Source organism: Nonomuraea composti, assembly GCF_012034275.1.
GTDB lineage: Bacteria > Actinomycetota > Actinomycetes > Streptosporangiales > Streptosporangiaceae > Nonomuraea > Nonomuraea composti.
This window is the reverse complement of sequence record NZ_JAATEP010000031.1, coordinates 21,101-36,185: the sequence shown is the minus strand read 5'-3', so window position 1 is coordinate 36,185 and position 15,085 is coordinate 21,101. Positions and strand designations below refer to the sequence as shown.

General features: G+C 74.0%; 16 protein-coding genes. 5 read left to right on the top strand and 11 right to left on the bottom strand.

The window, feature by feature from the left end; translation table 11 throughout:
* Positions 1–45: 45 nt before the first annotated feature.
* The gene (locus tag HCN51_RS35445) at positions 46–1,113 is read left to right on the top strand and encodes a hypothetical protein (RefSeq protein ID WP_240973580.1); all 1,068 of its coding nucleotides are present in this window, start codon (positions 46–48) and stop codon (positions 1,111–1,113) included.
* On the opposite strand, the gene HCN51_RS35440 is transcribed toward HCN51_RS35445, so the two are convergent.
* The 4 genes from HCN51_RS35440 to HCN51_RS35425 form a co-directional block, all read right to left on the bottom strand.
* Positions 1,031–2,005 (bottom strand): aminoglycoside phosphotransferase family protein, encoded by a 975-nt coding sequence (locus tag HCN51_RS35440; protein ID WP_168015749.1) that lies wholly within the window; start codon positions 2,003–2,005, stop codon positions 1,031–1,033. The genes HCN51_RS35445 and HCN51_RS35440 overlap by 83 nt on opposite strands.
* Positions 2,006–2,057: 52 nt before the next feature.
* Positions 2,058–2,378 (bottom strand): hypothetical protein, encoded by a 321-nt coding sequence (locus tag HCN51_RS35435; RefSeq protein WP_168015747.1) that lies wholly within the window; start codon positions 2,376–2,378, stop codon positions 2,058–2,060.
* Positions 2,375–2,806, bottom strand: coding sequence for a type II toxin-antitoxin system PemK/MazF family toxin (locus HCN51_RS35430; RefSeq protein ID WP_080040390.1), 432 nt, complete (start codon positions 2,804–2,806; stop codon positions 2,375–2,377). Before HCN51_RS35430 ends, HCN51_RS35435 begins: the two co-directional genes overlap by 4 nt.
* Positions 2,807–2,886: 80 nt before the next feature.
* A complete protein-coding gene (locus HCN51_RS35425; protein ID WP_168015745.1) occupies positions 2,887–3,966 on the bottom strand; it encodes an epoxide hydrolase family protein in 1,080 nt (359 codons plus the stop codon).
* 51 nt (positions 3,967–4,017) lie between these two features.
* Between HCN51_RS35425 and HCN51_RS35420 the strand changes: the two genes are divergently transcribed.
* Both HCN51_RS35420 and HCN51_RS35415 read left to right on the top strand, forming a co-directional pair.
* Complete coding sequence (locus HCN51_RS35420) at positions 4,018–4,956, top strand: WYL domain-containing protein (protein WP_168015743.1); 939 nt, start codon at positions 4,018–4,020, stop codon at positions 4,954–4,956.
* Positions 4,957–5,100: 144 nt separating this feature from the next.
* Entirely contained in the window at positions 5,101–5,865 is a 765-nt protein-coding gene (locus HCN51_RS35415) for an acyl-CoA thioesterase domain-containing protein (protein WP_346433903.1), read from the top strand.
* Between the two features lie 31 nt (positions 5,866–5,896).
* Here HCN51_RS35415 and gndA read toward each other — a convergent pair whose 3' ends face one another.
* Together gndA and HCN51_RS35405 are read right to left on the bottom strand one after the other, a co-directional pair.
* Positions 5,897–7,321: an NADP-dependent phosphogluconate dehydrogenase gene (gndA, locus tag HCN51_RS35410; protein ID WP_206068265.1), complete on the bottom strand. Its 1,425-nt coding sequence runs from the start codon at positions 7,319–7,321 to the stop codon at positions 5,897–5,899.
* A 101-nt stretch (positions 7,322–7,422) separates the two neighbouring features.
* Entirely contained in the window at positions 7,423–8,115 is a 693-nt protein-coding gene (locus HCN51_RS35405; RefSeq protein WP_080040386.1) for an HAD family hydrolase, read from the bottom strand.
* A 23-nt stretch (positions 8,116–8,138) separates the two neighbouring features.
* Between HCN51_RS35405 and HCN51_RS35400 the strand changes: the two genes are divergently transcribed.
* The gene (locus tag HCN51_RS35400; protein WP_168015739.1) at positions 8,139–8,780 is read left to right on the top strand and encodes an SDR family oxidoreductase; all 642 of its coding nucleotides are present in this window, start codon (positions 8,139–8,141) and stop codon (positions 8,778–8,780) included.
* Positions 8,781–8,864: 84 nt separating this feature from the next.
* Positions 8,865–11,354 (top strand): ATP-dependent Clp protease ATP-binding subunit, encoded by a 2,490-nt coding sequence (locus HCN51_RS35395; protein ID WP_168015737.1) that lies wholly within the window; start codon positions 8,865–8,867, stop codon positions 11,352–11,354.
* 24 nt (positions 11,355–11,378) lie between these two features.
* Here HCN51_RS35395 and ptsP read toward each other — a convergent pair whose 3' ends face one another.
* From ptsP to HCN51_RS35370, 5 genes are all read right to left on the bottom strand, one after another.
* Positions 11,379–12,965 (bottom strand): phosphoenolpyruvate--protein phosphotransferase, encoded by a 1,587-nt coding sequence (ptsP, locus tag HCN51_RS35390; RefSeq protein WP_240973579.1) that lies wholly within the window; start codon positions 12,963–12,965, stop codon positions 11,379–11,381.
* A gap of 91 nt (positions 12,966–13,056) precedes the next feature.
* Entirely contained in the window at positions 13,057–13,341 is a 285-nt protein-coding gene (locus HCN51_RS35385) for an HPr family phosphocarrier protein (RefSeq protein WP_168015734.1), read from the bottom strand.
* Positions 13,342–13,353: 12 nt separating this feature from the next.
* Positions 13,354–14,358, bottom strand: a complete 1,005-nt coding sequence (locus tag HCN51_RS35380) for a zinc-dependent dehydrogenase (protein ID WP_168015732.1) — start codon at positions 14,356–14,358, stop codon at positions 13,354–13,356.
* Entirely contained in the window at positions 14,355–14,783 is a 429-nt protein-coding gene (locus HCN51_RS35375; RefSeq protein WP_168015730.1) for a PTS mannitol transporter subunit IIA, read from the bottom strand. Before HCN51_RS35375 ends, HCN51_RS35380 begins: the two co-directional genes overlap by 4 nt.
* Positions 14,776–15,084 carry a PTS sugar transporter subunit IIBC family protein gene (locus HCN51_RS35370; RefSeq protein WP_168015728.1) on the bottom strand — a complete coding sequence of 103 codons (309 nt, stop codon included), beginning with the start codon at positions 15,082–15,084 and terminating at the stop codon, positions 14,776–14,778. The genes HCN51_RS35375 and HCN51_RS35370 overlap by 8 nt, the downstream gene beginning before the upstream one ends.
* Position 15,085: the final 1 nt, after the last annotated feature.

Here is a 15,085-nt window from a genome sequence, read left to right as displayed (position 1 = left end):
ATGACAGAAACATTCCATGATGGAAATACCTGAACGGAGCCCCCCATGACGGCGCTGCGGAACGTCGGCGCGGGCCGCGCCCTGCTCATCGGCGTGGCGGCAAGCGCGGCCATGACGGGCCTGATCTGGCTGCTCGGCGGACGGCTGCAGGGCATCGAGCTGCTGCCCGACCAGGGCGCGTCCTGGTACTACTGGAAGCTCCCGCACCCCACCCTGTGGACCCGCCTGTCGGCCTGGCTCGGCTACGCGGCCCACCAGCTCGCCTTCTGGTGGCTCATCCACTACGCCCAGACCAGGGTCCGCCGCTACACCAACGGCCTGCACCCGGTCAACGTCGCCGCCCTGGCCGTGAACACCGGCTTCGTCGCCCTGCACGTCCTGCAGACCCACCTGTTCTACGACGGGCTGGCGCAGGACGTGTCGATCTACAGCTCGCAGGGCTCGGTGATCCTGCTGCTCGTCGTCGTGCTGCTCATGGAGAACCGGCGGCGCGGCCTCTTCCTCGGCAGGCCCGTGCCGCTCGGCCGGGCCGTCGTGGACCTCGCCCGCCGCTACCACGGCTACCTGTTCAGCTGGGCCGCCGTCTACACCTTCTGGTACCACCCGGCCGAGGCCACCTCCGGCCACCTGATCGGCTTCTTCTACATGTTCCTGCTGCTCCTCCAGGGCTCGCTCTTCCTGACCAGGGCGCACACCAACCGCTGGTGGACGTTCACGCTGGAGGCCACCGTCGCCGTGCACGGCACGCTCGTGGCCGTCATGACCTCGGGCCCCGGCGGGATCTGGCCGATGTTCCTGTTCGGCTTCCTGGGGGTGTTCGTCGTCACGCAGATGCACGGGCTCGGCCTGCCGGCCGCCGTCCGGTGGGTGCTGGCCGCCTGCTACGCCGGCGCCGTCGTGCTCGTGTACGGGCTGCGCGGCGACCTCGCCGGCGCGGCGGGCGAGATCGTCAGGATCCCCGTCATCGAGTACCTGCTGGTGGGCGTGCTCGCCCTGCTGATCTGGCTCGGCCTGCGCGTCGCCGCGTTCTTCAGGACGCCCGCGGCCGCTTCGCCGGAGGCGTCGACAGGGGCTCCGTCAGCAGCTCGGCCAGGCGGTCCGCGAGGCGGGTGAGCCGGTCCAGGCCGGGGCCGCCGCGCGCGAGGCGGAACCCGTGGCGCCGGCCCCAGAACCCGGCCCGCACGGCGTGGAACTGCGCCCACCGCCCCACCCGCCCGCGATCGAGCCCGGCCGCCTCCGCGAAGCCGTCGAGAGCGCGGCGCACGGCCGCGGGCAGGTCGCCGGTCTCCACGAGCTTGAGCCCGAGCGCCTTCAGCAGCGTGCCGCCGTCGTAGGCGGGATCCCCCACGTACCCCTTGGGATCGACGGCCAGCCACGGCTCGCGGCTCGCCCGCAGGATGTTCCTGGGGTGCAGGTCGCCGTGTACGAGGAGGTCCGGCTGCGCGGGGCCCAGCTCGCGGGCGGTGGCCACGGCGGCCCCGACCACACGGGCGGGCAGCGCGTGCGGCAGCTCCGCGGCGTCCTTGAGCAGCTCCTCCTCCCACTCGCCGGCCTGCTCGCGCAGCCGGGGCAGGCCGGGCGGCGCGGGGATCGCCAGCCGGCGGCTGAGCCGCCCCGCCACCGTCACCATCTCCTCCACGTCGCCGCACTCCGCCAGCGTGGCCGGGCGCGCCCGCTCCAGCAGCATGGCGTAGCGCTCGTCGGCGCGCTCGAACAGCCGGACGGCGCCGCGCCCGCGCCAGGCGGCGAAGGCGTCCGGCTCGTGCACGTTGCCCGGGTGCGGGAACGACACCTTGATCACGGCCTTGACCACGGCGTCGCCGCCCGCCCGCCGCACGGGCACGATCACGCCGACGCCGCCGTGCCGCACCTCGCCGCCGGGCACGCACGCCCACCGCTCCAGCAGCTCCGCCACGATCCCGGGCAGCTCGGCCACCCAGCCCGCACCGGCCTGGCCCTCCCGCTCGACCGTCGCCCGCGCGAACGCCTCCGGCACCCGGATCACCGGCGGGGACCTCTCACGACCCGCCGTGAGGCGTGGGGAAGAGCCGTCCCGGTCAAGACTCGCCGTGGTTCATCGGGAAGAGCCGTTCCGTGAGCGCCATCCACGCGGCGAACGTGACGCAGCCGCTCTCGAAGGCGACCAGCCGGGAGTCCCACGTGTCGCCGGGCCGTTCGGCCCGGGCCGCCGAGCGCAGCAGCGCCAGCCCGCCGGCCAGGTTGGCCGCGCCCCACAGCAGGTTGACCGCCGGCCCTGAGCCGCGCCCGGCCAGCGGTGTCAGGTGGCGGTGCCCGGTGACGGCGGTGGCCAGGTGCGGGGCGCTGTTGGCCACCAGCAGCCCCGCCACGAACGAGCGCGCCCGCGGCGTGAGCCTCACCGGTCCGCACCCCATCCGTGCGTCTTCATGAGCCGGGCCGCGACCCGGGCGAACCGGTCGCCGTCGAGCACCGCGCCCTCGCGCCTGATGTCGTCCTCGTCCAGCACGAACACCCGGTCCAGCCGCAGGTACGACACCCGCCCGTCGCGGCCCCACGCGCCCAGCTCCAGCCAGTCGGGCCCGTCGTCGCCCTTGCTGGAGAGCATCATGGCGAGCAGCCGGCGGCCCGTGCGGCCCACGACCAGCAGCGGCCGGTCCTTGCCCCGGGACGGGTCCTCCTCGTACGGGACCCACGCCCAGACGATCTCCCCGGGGTCGGCCAGGCCGTCGAGGTCGGGGGAGTAGGCCAGGGTGACGGCCTCCCGCAGTGAGTGGATCTCGCGTACCGCTCCCCGGACCGGCCGGGGGTCCTCTCCTAGATCGCGCATCCACCGGAGCATACGGACCCGCCGCCCGGCAGGAAAGCCGGACCGGAAAGCGCGTCAGGCCGGCCCATGAGGCAGGCCCGTCAGGCCAGCCCGGTGAAGAACGTCCGCACGTCCGCGGCGAGCAGGTCGGGCGCCTGGAGCGCGGCGTAGTGGCCGCCACGCGGCGGCTCCGACCAGTGCACCACGTTGTGCACCTGCTCGGCGTAGCGCCGCACGGTGGTGTCGCCGGGGAAGACGGCGATGCCGGTGGGCGTCGGGTCGGGTGCGGGGGGCGGCGCCCAGTCGGGGGCGCTCTCCTTGTAGAGGCGGCCGGCGGTGCCCGCGGTGCCGGTGAACCAGTAGATGGTCACGTTGGTGAGGATGTCGTCGGGGGCGAGCCCGCCGTCGTCCTGGCCCCAGGAGGCGAACGCGTCGAGGTTCCAGGCGAGCAGCCCGGCGGGGGAGTCGGTGAGGGCGTAGGCGAGGGTCTGCGGCCGGGTGCCCTGGATGACGGCGTACCCGGAGTGCTCCTGCCACTCGGCGACGCCGTCGGCGCGCGCCCGCTCCTCCTCCGTCAGCCCGGACAGGTCGTCGGTGGGGAACGCGGTCACCGAGGCGTTCAGGTGCACCCCGGCGACCCGGCCGGGGGCGGCCCTGGCGACGGCGGCCGAGATGAGCGAGCCGAAGTCGCCGCCCTGCACGCCGAACCGGTCGTACCCGAGCCGGTCCATCAGCGTGATCCACGCGGCGGCCACCCGCCGCACGCCCCAGCCGGGGGTGCGGGTGGGCCCGGAGAAGGCGAAGCCGGGGATGGACGGGATGACGAGGTGGAAGTCCGCGCTGAGCGGCCCGGCCACCCGCGCGAAGTCGGCGAACGTGCTGGGCCAGCCGTGCGTGAGCAGCAGCGGCAGCGCGCCGGGGCGGGCCGAGCGGACGTGCGCGAAGTGCACGGGCTGCCCGTCGATCTCGGTCGTGTACTGCGGCAGCGCGTTCAGCCGCGCCTCGTGGGCGCGCCAGTCGTAGCCGTCCAGCCAGTACGCGGCCAGCTCGCGCACCGCCCGTGGCGGCACCCCGTACGACCAGGCGCTCTCCTCGATCGCGTGGGGCCAGATGGTGCGCTCCAGGCGCTCGCGCAGGTCGTCGAGCCGGTCCTGGGGAATGTCGATGACGAAGGGGTTCATGCGCAGCACGGTAGGCGGCATCGCGGCCAGTTACGGGCCACAATGGACGGCGTGCTGCACACGTCCGCGCGACTCCTGCGCCTGCTGTCCCTCCTGCAGACCCGGCGCGACTGGTCGAGCGCCGACCTGGCGGAGCGGCTGGGCGTGGCCCCGAGGACGGTGCGCCGCGACGTGGAGCGGCTGCGCGCCCTCGGCTACCCGGTGCACTCGGCGCCGGGCGTGGCGGGCGGTTACCGGCTGGCCGCGGGCGCCGACCTGCCGCCGCTGCTGCTCGACGACGAGGAGGCCGTGGCGGTCGCGGTGGGGCTGCGGACGGCGGCGAACGGCACCGTGACCGGCATCGAGGAGACCTCGCTGCGCGCGCTGGCCAAGCTGGAGCAGGTGCTGCCGGCCCGCCTGCGCCACCGGGTCAACACGCTGCAGACCCACACGGTGCGGATCAACCGCGCAGGCCCCACGGTGGACGCCGACGTGCTGACCCGCGTCGCCGCCGCCTGCCGCGACCGCGAGCAGCTGCGCTTCGACTACACCGGCCACGACGGCGCGGCCGCCTGCCGCAGGGTGGAGCCGTACGGGCTGGTCAGCAAGGGCAACCGCTGGTACCTCGTCGCGTGGGACACCGACCGCCGCGACTGGCGCACCTTCCGTGCCGACCGGATGCGGCTGCGCACCCCCAACGGCCCCCGCTTCGCGCCGCGCGAGCCGCCCGAGCCCGACGTGGCCGCGTGGGTGCGGCGCCGGCTGGCGCACGAGATGTGGCCGATCGAGGCCCGTTTCCTGCTGCACGCGCCCGCCGAGCGGGTGGCGGGCCGGGTCTCCGGCACCGTCGAGCCGCTGGACGGCGAGCGGTGCCTGCTGAGCCTGCGCGGCGACGACCCGCACATGATGGCCGTCGTCGTGGCCTTCCTCGACGTGGACTTCGAGGTGCTGGAGCCGGTCGAGCTGAAGGAACGGCTGCGCGCGCTCGGCAACCGCCTGAGCGCCGTCTAGAAAGCCGATCACCGTCTGAAGAGCCGACCGCTGCCCGAACTGCCGGCCGCTGCCCGGACTGCCGACCGCTGTCCGAATTGCCGGCCGCTGCCTGGACTGCCGGCCGCTGACGGGAGCGCCGATCTCTGACTAGAATATCGTTCTGTGACGTCAGCGTTCTTCACGCGCAAGCGGGACGAGCTCGTCCCCGCTCCGCACGCCCGAGGCCCCTGGTCCCCCGACATGCTCCACGGCCGCCTGCTCGGCGGGCTGGCCGCCCGCAGCCTCGAAGAGCACCACGCCGAGCCCGGCCTGCGCTTCGCCCGCCTGACCGTCGACCTGTTCCGCAACAGCCCGATGCTGCCCGTCACCGTCGAGACCACGCTGGTCAGGAACGGCCGCCGGATCCGGGTGGCCGACGCCGTGCTCTCCACCGAGCAGGGCGTGATCGCGCGGGCGAGCGCGGTGCTGCTGCGCGAGAGCGAGCAGCCCGACGGCGAGCGCTCGCTCGTCACGCCCGCCTGGGACCAGGCGCCGCCCGCCGCGCCGCCGGTCGAGGGCGACGGCTGGCGCCCGCCGTTCGACCTGTGGTGGGTGACGCCCTTCGACGCGCAGGGGCGGGCGTGGATGCGCGAGCGGCACCCGCTGGTGGACGACGAGCCGCTGACCCCGTTCGTCCGCGCCGCGCTGGCCGCCGACTTCGCCAGCCCGCTCGCCAACACCCAGCCCGGCGGCCTGCGCTTCATCAACGCCGACTACACGCTGACGCTGGCCAGGCTCCCCGAGAGCGACCTGATCGGGGTCGAGGCCACCGGGCACGTGAGCGCCGGCGGCGTCGCGACCGGCCAGGTGACCATGCACGACACCGCCGGACCGCTCGGCTTCTGCGTGGTCACCGCGCTCGCCAACCCGGTGATCGGCGGGCGCTGACCCTTCAGACGGACCTGCTGACGGACGGGGGCTACGCCGGCCGCTCCGTACGGTCGCCGGACCAGTCGGTGTGGAAGGTGCCCTCCTTGTCCACCCGCCGGTAGGTGTGCGCGCCGAAGAAGTCGCGCAGTCCCTGCACCAGCGCCGCCGGGAGGCGGTCGCGGCGCAGCCCGTCGTAGTAGGCCAGGGCCGAGGAGAAGCCGGGCGTCGGCACGCCGATCTGCACCGCCGTCGTCACCACGCGCCGCCACGACTCCTGCGCCGCCTCCAGCGCGCCCGCGAACGTCGGGTCGGCCAGCAGCGTCGGCAGGTTCGGGTTCGCGTCGTAGGCCGCCCTGATCCGGTCGAGGAACTTGGCCCTGATGATGCACCCGCCCCGCCAGATCGTGGCCATGGCGCCCAGGTCGAGGTCCCAGCCGTACTCCTTCGAGGCCGCCGCCATCTGGTCGAAGCCCTGCGCGTAGGCGACGATCTTGGAGGCGTACAGGGCCTGCCGCACGTCCTCGATCAGCTCGCGCCCGCCGACCCCGGACAGGTCGGGGCCGGCCAGCGAGCGCGCCGCGGCCCGCTGCTCCGGGTGGCCCGACAGCGCCCGCGCGAACGTGGCCTCCGCGATGCCCGTCACCGGCACGCCCAGGTCGAGGGCGCTCTGCACGGTCCAGCGGCCGGTGCCCTTCTGCTCCGCCTGGTCCACCACGAGGTCCACGAACGGCTTGCCCGTCTCGGCGTCCACCTGGTCGAGCACCTCGGCGGTGATCTCGATCAGGTAGGAGTCGAGCTCGCCGCGGTTCCACTCCCTGAACACCTCGGCCAGCTCCGCCGGCGTCGCGCCCAGAGCCTGCCGCAGCAGGTCGTACGACTCCGCGATGAGCTGCATGTCGGAGTACTCGATGCCGTTGTGCACCATCTTCACGAAGTGCCCGGCGCCGTCGGGGCCCACGTGCACCGAACACGGCACGCCGTCCACCTTGGCCGCGATGTCCTGGAGGATCGGGCCCAGCGCCTCCCACGACTCCTTCGAGCCGCCCGGCATGATGCTCGGGCCGTTCAGCGCGCCCTCCTCGCCGCCGGAGATGCCGGTGCCGACGAAGTGCAGGCCGCGCTCGCGCAGCGCCGCCTCGCGCCGCCGCGTGTCCTCGAAGTGCGCGTTGCCGCCGTCGACGATCATGTCGCCGGGCTCCATCAGGTCGGCGAGCTGGTCGATCACCGCGTCGGTGCCGGCGCCCGCCTTCACCATGATGATCGCGCGCCGCGGCCGCTTCAGCGACGCCACGAACGCGGCGAGGTCCTCCGACGGGATGAACGTGCCCTCGCCGCCGAACTCCTTCACCAGCTGCTCGGTACGGCCGTGCGAGCGGTTGTGCACGGCCACCGAGTAGCCGTGCCTGGCCAGGTTCCTGGCCAGGTTGCGCCCCATGGTCGCCAGACCGGTGACGCCGATGTCTGCCAAGTCCATCTCAGCTCCTCTTCGGGGAATACGCATGATCCAGCTCGGGGGTTCGCGGGGATATTCCCGTGACGGTGACCCTGCTCAGTCGCCCTGCTCAGTCGTCCTGCTCAGTCGCTCTGGCGGACGCCGAGCTCGTCGAGGCGGTCCAGCATGTCCGCCGGGTCGGCGTACACGCGGAACGCGCCCGCCCGCTCCAGCTCGTCCCTGCCATACCCGCCGGACAGCAGCCCGATGCCGAGCGCGCCGGCCCGGCGGGCGGCCAGCAGGTCCCACACGCTGTCGCCCACCACCATGGCGTGCGCCGGGTCCACCCGCACCAGCGCCGCTCCGGCGAGGAACAGGTCGGGGTCCGGCTTGGCCCGCCGCACCAGGTCACGCGTCACCATCGGGGTGTCCTCCGGCAGGTCCAGCATGCCGAGCGCGAGGCGGGCGGTGCGGGCGTACCCGCTGGTGCAGATCGCCCACGGAACGCCGCGCGCGGTCAGCTCGCCCAGCAGCTCCGTCGCGCCGGGCAGCGGCTTGACCGAGTGGACCTGCTGCTCGTAGGCGTCGGCGTGGTGGGTCTGCAGCTCGTCGATCTGCTCCCGGGTCAGCTTGAGCCCGGTCTCGCGCAGCAGCGCGCTGACGAACAGCCCGCCGCTCATGCCGATGCGGCGGTGGATGCGCCACACCGACAGGTCGATGCCCATCCCGGACAGCGCCTGCCGCCAGGCCACCACGTGCTGGTAGACGCTGTCGATCAGGGTGCCGTCGAGGTCGAACAGGAACGCGGGCGTGGGTGCCTCCGGGAAGTCGTGCATGCGTCCATGACACCATGGCCCCCATGCGGATCATCATCGCGGGGGGACACGGCAAGATCGCGCTGCGGCTGGCCGCCCGGCTCAAGTCGGGGGCGGTCGGCATCGTACGCAATCCGGCGCACGTCGCCGACGTCGAGGCGACCGGGGCCGAGGCCGTGCTGTGCGACCTGGAGCGGGCGAGCGTCGAGGAGGTCACCCGGATCGTCGAGGGCGCCGACGCGGTCGTCTTCGCCGCCGGCGCGGGCCCCGGCAGCGGCGCGGCACGCAAGGACACCGTCGACCGGGGCGCGTCCGTGCTGCTCGCCGACGCGGCCGAGCGGGCCGGCGTGCGGCGCTTCATCCAGATCTCCTCGATGGGGGCCGGCAAGCCGCCCGCGCCCGGCCGTGACGAGGTGTGGGCCGCCTATATCAAGGCGAAGACCGAGGCCGAGGACGACCTGCGCGCCCGCGACCTGGCCTGGACGATCCTGCGGCCGGGCCGCCTGACCGACGAGCCGGGCACCGGGCTGGTGCGGCTGGCCCCCGAGGTGCCGCCGGGCGCGGTGCCGCGCGACGACGTGGCGGCCGTCATCATGGCGCTGCTGGAGAACCCCGGAACGGCGCGGCGCACGCTGGAGCTCGTCTCCGGCGACACGCCGGTCATCGACCTCGTCGCGACGGAGTGAGGCCCGCGCAAGGCTTTGCCGATTGCTGGCAATGACGGGCGGTGGCGGCGGCTAGATGTCCCCTGAGCACGAGGGGGACACGTTATGTCGGACATGCCGTTCAGATCGTTCTTCGGCGGGGACCCGTTCCGCGGGTTCGAGGAGCTCACCGGCCGGGTGTTCGGCGGGATGGAGGGCTGGCCGCCGGCCCGGCCCGGCATCCAGCGGGTCGATGTGGGCAAGCTGCTCAGCGCCGAGGCGCGAGAGGTGCTGAGCCGGGCCGTGGAGGGCGCCGGGCAGCGCGGCGCCGCCGATCTCGACGTGCTCGACCTGCTCGACGCGCTGATCGACACCGGCTCCGGGCAGGCGCTGCTGCGCACCGCGGGCGTGGACACGGGGCGGCTGCGCGACCGCATCGACGCCACCGCCGGGCCCGGCGAGGCCACGGAGCCGCCGGCCACGCTGTCGCCGGCCACCAAACGGGCCATCCTCGACGCCCAGCGCATCTCGCGCGCCCTGCGGTCGTCGTACATCGGCCCCGAGCACCTGCTGCTCGCGCTGGCCGCCAACCCCGACTCCACCGCCGCCCGCCTCCTGCGCGAGCAGGGCGTCTCGGCGAACGAGCTGCAACAGGCCCTGATGTCCGGACCCGCCGGGAGCGGCGACGGCCGCCGCGCCACCGACACCCCCTCGCTCGACGAGTACGGCCGCGACCTCACCGAGGAGGCCCGGCAGGGCCGCATCGACCCGGTCGTGGGCCGCGAGGACGAGATCGAGCAGTGCATCGAGGTGCTGTCGCGGCGCACCAAGAACAACCCGTGCCTGATCGGCGAGCCCGGCGTCGGCAAGACCGCGATCGTCGAGGGCATCGCCCAGCGCATCGTGAACGGCAGCGTCCCCGACACGCTCAAGGACCGCCGCGTCGTCGCGCTCGACCTGACCGGCATGGTCGCCGGCTCCAAGTACCGCGGCGAGTTCGAGGAACGCATCAAGAAGGTCATCGACGAGGTGCGGGCGCACGCCGACGAGATCGTCGTCTTCATCGACGAGGTCCACACCCTGGTCGGCGCCGGCTCCGCCGAGGGCGGCATGGACGCCGCCAACATCCTCAAGCCCGCCCTCGCCCGCGGCGAACTGCACGTCGTGGCCGCCACCACCATTGACGAGTACCGCAAGAACATCGAGAAGGACGCCGCACTCGAACGCCGCTTCCAGCCGATCCTCGTCCCCGAGCCCACCGTGGAGCAGACGGTCGAGATCCTGGCCGGGCTGCGCGACGCGTACGAGGCGCACCACCAGGTCCGCATCACCGACGAGGCGCTGCACGCCGCGGCCGCCCTGTCGGACCGCTACATCTCCGACCGGTTCCTGCCCGACAAGGCCATCGACCTCGTCGACCAGGCATCGGCCCGGGTCCGGCTGCGCTCCCGCACGCCCGGCAGCGACGTACGGGAGCTGGAGGAACGCCTCGACGCGCTGCGCCGCGACAAGGACCAGGCCGTCTCCCGCGACGACTTCGACCGCGCCAAGGAGCTGACCACCCAGATCGACAAGCTCCGCCCCGAGCTGGAGCGGGCCAGGCACGGCACCGACGAGGCACCCCAGGTGATGGTGGAGGACATCGCCGAGGTCGTCTCCCGGCGCACCGGCATCCCCGTCACCCAGCTCACCGAGCAGGAGCGCGACCGCCTCATGCGGCTGGAGGAGCACCTGCACGAGCGCGTCATCGGCCAGGGCGAGGCCGTCACCGCCATCGCGGAGGCCGTCCGCCGCGCCCGGGCGGGCCTGTCCGACCCGAACCGCCCGATCGGCAGCCTCCTGTTCCTCGGGCCCACCGGGGTCGGCAAGACCGAGCTGGCCAGGGCCCTCGCGGCGGCGCTGTTCGGCGGCGAGGACCACATGGTGCGCATCGACATGAGCGAGTTCCAGGAGCGGCACACCGTCTCCCGGCTCATCGGCGCGCCGCCCGGATACGTCGGCTACGAGGAGGCCGGGCAGCTCACCGAGGCCGTGCGGCGCCGCCCGCACGGCGTGATCCTGCTCGACGAGATCGAGAAGGCCCACCCCGACGTCATGAACATCCTGCTGCAGATGCTCGACGACGGCCGCCTCACCGACGGGCAGGGCCGCACCGTCGACTTCACCAACACCATCGTCATCATGACCAGCAACATCGGCGCCCAGCTCATCCTGGAGGCCACCGGCGACATCGAGCGGCAGGTCATGGACCTGCTGCGGCGCTCCCTGCGGCCCGAGCTGCTCAACCGCATCGACGAGACGATCGTCTTCAAGCGGCTCGAACGCGACCAGCTCCGCCAGATCGTGGACCTGCTGCTGGAGCGCACCCGGCAGCGGCTGCGCGGCCAGGACGTGACGCTGGAGGTCACCGACGCGGCCAAGGACTGGCTGGCCGGGCGCGGCTACCAGCCCGAGTTCGGCGCCCGGCCGCTGCGGCGGACGGTGCAGCGGGAGCTGGACAACCGGCTGTCCACGATGCTGCTCACCGGGGAGGTGGCCGAGCACGGGAAGGTGACGGTGGACGTGGAGGACGACCGGCTCCGCCTGCGCGCCCACAACCCCGAACCCGCCACCTGACCCGCCCGCTGCGCGCCGCCGTCGTCAGTCGAGGGCGGCCTGGGCGCGGTCGCGGCACTCGTCCAGCGTGAGGCCCGCCAGCGCCTCCCTGACCGCCGGCACGCACACCGGCGCCATGGACAGGCTCGTCACGCCCAGCCCCACCAGCAGCGGCGCGAGCAGCGGGTCGCCCGCCGCCTCGCCGCACACCCCGACCGGCTTGCCCGCCCGCCGGCCCGCCTCCGCGCACAGCGCGATCAGCTCCAGCAGGGCGGGCTGGCGCGGGTCCAGGAGGTCGGCGAGGGCGGAGTGCTGGCGGTCGGCGGCGAAGGTGTACTGGGCCAGGTCGTTCGTGCCGATGCTGAGGAAGTCGACCTCCTGCAGCAGCCGGCCCGCGCGCAGCGCCGCCGCCGGCACCTCCACCATCACGCCCACCCGCCCGATGCCCCTGGCGCGGGCGCGGCGGGCGAAGTCGCTCGCCTCGCCGACGGTGGTGACCATGGGGGCCATCACCCACGGCTCGGCGCCGGTGCTGCGGGCCGCCTCGGCGATCGCGTCGAGCTGGGTGTCGAGGACGCCGGGCAGCAGCCGGTCCACGCGCAGGCCGCGCACGCCCAGCGCCGGGTTCTGCTCCTGCGGCAGGCCGAGGAAGGGCAGCGGCTTGTCAGTGCCGGCGTCGAGCGTGCGCACCACCACCTGCTCAGTGCCGGAGAACACGTCGGCGTACGCCGCCACCTGCTCCTCGAACGACGGCGCCTGCTTGCGGTCGAGGAACAGGAACTCGGTCCTGAACAGCCCCACCCCCTCGGCGTCGGCCTGCGCCGCGTCCCGCTCCAGGTCGGCGGCCGAGCCGATGTTGAGCAGCAGCCGCACCGGGTGCCCGTCGGCGGTCCGGCCCGGGCCGCGGCTCGTCCTGAGGCGGGCCCTGCGGGCGTCCTCCGCCTGGCCGACCTCGGCCGTCTCGCTCTCGGTGAGGCCGATGGCGATCTCGCCGGTGCCGCCGTCCACGCCGATCACCGTGCCGTCGGCCAGGTCCATGACGCCCGCGCAGGCCACGACGGCGGGCAGCCCTCTGCCTCTGGCCAGGATCGCCGTGTGGCTGGTGGGGCCGCCGTGCTCGGTGACCAGGGCCAGCACGTCGGGGCCGAGGCCGGCCGTGTCGGCGGGGGAGAGGTCGGTGGCGACCAGCACGTACGGATGGCCGGGGGAGGGCAGGCCCGGCATGGGCAGGCCGAGCGCGGCGGCGATCGCGCGGTGCCTGAGGTCGTCGAGGTCGGCGGCCCGCTCGCCCAGGTAGCCGCCGAGCGCGGCCAGGGCCTCGCGGTGCTTGGCGAAGGCGGCGTCGAGGGCGTGGGCGGCGTCGTGGCCGTCGCCGGTGAGCCGCTCGGCCTCCTCCAGCAGCATCGGGTCCTCGGCGATCATGGCGAGGGCCTCCAGGATCTCGGCCGCCTCGCCGCCGGCCGCCAGCGCCCGCCGGTTCAGCTCGGCGGCCACCGCCGCCAGCGCCTTCGCCACCGTGGCCGCCTCCGCGCCCGGGTCGGCGACGGGGCGCGGGGCGGGCAGCTCGGGCGGGTCGGCCAGCCGGATCATCGGCCCGGCCGCCCGCCCCTGACTGACCCCGAGCCCGCTCAACCGCCCGGCGGCCCCCTCCCAGGGCCCGCCGTCAGACGCCGGGGGCCTCGGGCCGCGGTCAGGCGTCGGCGGCCTTTCCCCCGGGCTGCGGTCAGGCATCGAGGGCCTCTTCCGCGTCCAGGTCGCGGGACAGCAGCGCGGCCAGCGCGTCCAGCGCCTCCTCCGCCCCCGGCCCGTCCGCCTCCAGCGTGACCTCCGTGCCCTGGACGACGCCGAGCGACAGCACCCCGAGCATGCTCTTGGCCGGCACCGCCTTCTTTTCCCCGGCCCGGATCGTCACCGGAACCCCCGCCTTCACCGCCGCCTGCACGAACAGCTTCGCCGGCCGCGCGTGCAGGCCGCTGGCCGAGGCCACGACCACCGTTCGCTGCGCCATGACGCCCTCCTCCTAGGGTTCGATGGTGACCTTGATGGCCGCGCCCCGGCTGACCAGGTCGATCCCGTCCAGCACGCGCGGCAGCGGCAGCCGGTGGGTGATCAGGTCCGACACCGGTACGGCGCCCTCGGCCACAAGCCGCAGCGCCTCGGCGTTGTGGGCGGGGCTGGAGCCGTTCGCGCCGACGATGGTCAGCTCCCGGTAGTGCACGAGGTTCGAGTCGAGCGAGATGATCGGGTCGTCCTTGGGCAGCCCGCCGAAGAAGCTGACGCGCCCCTGGCGGGCGGCCATGCGCACCGCCTGCTCCTGCGCCGCGCCCGACGCCGCCGCCGTGATCACCACGTCGGCGCCCCGGCCGCCGGTCAGCTTCAGCACCTGCTCGACGGGGTCGGCGTCGATGGCCGCGTCGGGACGGACGAGCTCGGCGGCCATCGCCAGGCGTTCGGCGTTGACGTCCACGAGGAAGACCCGGTGGGCGCCGCGCGCCCGCGCCAGCCGGACGTGCAGGCAGCCGATCGGGCCGGCGCCCATCACGACGACGTCGTCGCCGGGGCCGACGCGGGCCAGCGTCTGGCCGTTGAGCACGCACGCCAGCGGCTCGGCCACCGACGCCTCCGCGAAGCCGACGCCGTCGGGGATGGCGTTGACGCCGTCCACGGCCAGCACCTTCGCCGGGATGATCATGTATTCGGCGAACCCGCCGTCGTAGTGGTAGCCCATCGACTCCTGGTTCGGGCACACCGTGCGGCGGCCGGCCACGCAGTCGGGGCAGGTGCCGCACGGGATCGCGGCGATCACCTGCACCCGGGCGCCCGTGTCCACCACCTCGCCGGCGATCTCGTGGCCCATCACGCGCGGCGGCACGATGTGGTGGTGGCCGAACTTGTAGATCTTCGCGTCGGTGCCGCAGGTGGAGCAGTTGCGTACGCGGATCTTCAGCTCGCCGGGGCCGGCGACCGGCTCGGGGGCGTCCTCGATCCTGATGTCGCCGGGCGCGTGGAAACGCGCGACCTTCATGCCGTCAACTCCTTGATCACGTCAGAGACCTCGGTGGCCTCGCGCAGTGCCCGCGCCCGGTCGGGGTCGAGCAGGATCTCGGCCAGCGCCGCGAGCAGCGGCACGTGACCGTTGTCTTTGGCGGCGATGCCGACGCACAGCGTGACGTGCTCGCCGTCCCAGTCGATTCCGCCGGGGAAGCGCACCACGCAGATCGCGTCGCGCAGGACGTCCCCTTTGGAGGCGTTCGTGCCGTGCGGGATGGCGACGCCCTCGCCGACGTACGTGGACAGGGAGCGCTCGCGCTCCAGCATCGCCTCGACGTACGGCTCGGCGACCGCGCCCACGTCGGCCAGCGCCCGGCCGCAGCGGCGCACGGCCGCCTCGCGGTCGGGGGCGCTCTCGTGCAGCAGCACGGCGCGCGGGTCGAGCAGGTCGTCACGCATCGACCGTGCCGCCGTTCTTGATGGTGTTCACCAGCCGGGTCACCGCCGGGTCGCCGAGGAAGATCTGGAACGACACCAGTACCTTCCCCGGAGCGGCCGCCTTCGCACGTGCGGCCAGGCCCGCGTGGCAGACGATCACGTCGGCGTCGTCCGGGATGGAGTTGACCGGGGTGTGCTCGACGGTCACGCCGGTGCCCTTGAGCTGCTTCTTGAGCGTGGAGGCGAGCATGACGCTGCTGCCCATGCCCGCGTCGCAGGCCACGATGACCTTGTGGATGTCCTTGCTGTCGATGCCTGCCATG

Bases quoted from the DNA above. Each gene is read 5' to 3' on its own strand.
- HCN51_RS35425 (WP_168015745.1), bottom strand. From the start codon at position 3,966: ATGAACCCCTTCGTCATCGACATTCCCCAGGACCGGCTCGACGACCTG.
- HCN51_RS35445 (WP_240973580.1), top strand. From the start codon at position 46: ATGACGGCGCTGCGGAACGTCGGCGCGGGCCGCGCCCTGCTCATCGGC.
- HCN51_RS35430 (WP_080040390.1), bottom strand. From the start codon at position 2,806: ATGCGCGATCTAGGAGAGGACCCCCGGCCGGTCCGGGGAGCGGTACGC.
- HCN51_RS35395 (WP_168015737.1), top strand. From the start codon at position 8,865: ATGTCGGACATGCCGTTCAGATCGTTCTTCGGCGGGGACCCGTTCCGC.
- HCN51_RS35385 (WP_168015734.1), bottom strand. From the start codon at position 13,341: ATGGCGCAGCGAACGGTGGTCGTGGCCTCGGCCAGCGGCCTGCACGCG.
- HCN51_RS35380 (WP_168015732.1), bottom strand. From the start codon at position 14,358: ATGAAGGTCGCGCGTTTCCACGCGCCCGGCGACATCAGGATCGAGGAC.
- HCN51_RS35370 (WP_168015728.1), bottom strand. From the start codon at position 15,084: ATGGCAGGCATCGACAGCAAGGACATCCACAAGGTCATCGTGGCCTGC.
- gndA (WP_206068265.1), bottom strand. From the start codon at position 7,321: ATGGACTTGGCAGACATCGGCGTCACCGGTCTGGCGACCATGGGGCGC.
- HCN51_RS35375 (WP_168015730.1), bottom strand. From the start codon at position 14,783: ATGCGTGACGACCTGCTCGACCCGCGCGCCGTGCTGCTGCACGAGAGC.
- HCN51_RS35405 (WP_080040386.1), bottom strand. From the start codon at position 8,115: ATGCACGACTTCCCGGAGGCACCCACGCCCGCGTTCCTGTTCGACCTC.
- HCN51_RS35400 (WP_168015739.1), top strand. From the start codon at position 8,139: ATGCGGATCATCATCGCGGGGGGACACGGCAAGATCGCGCTGCGGCTG.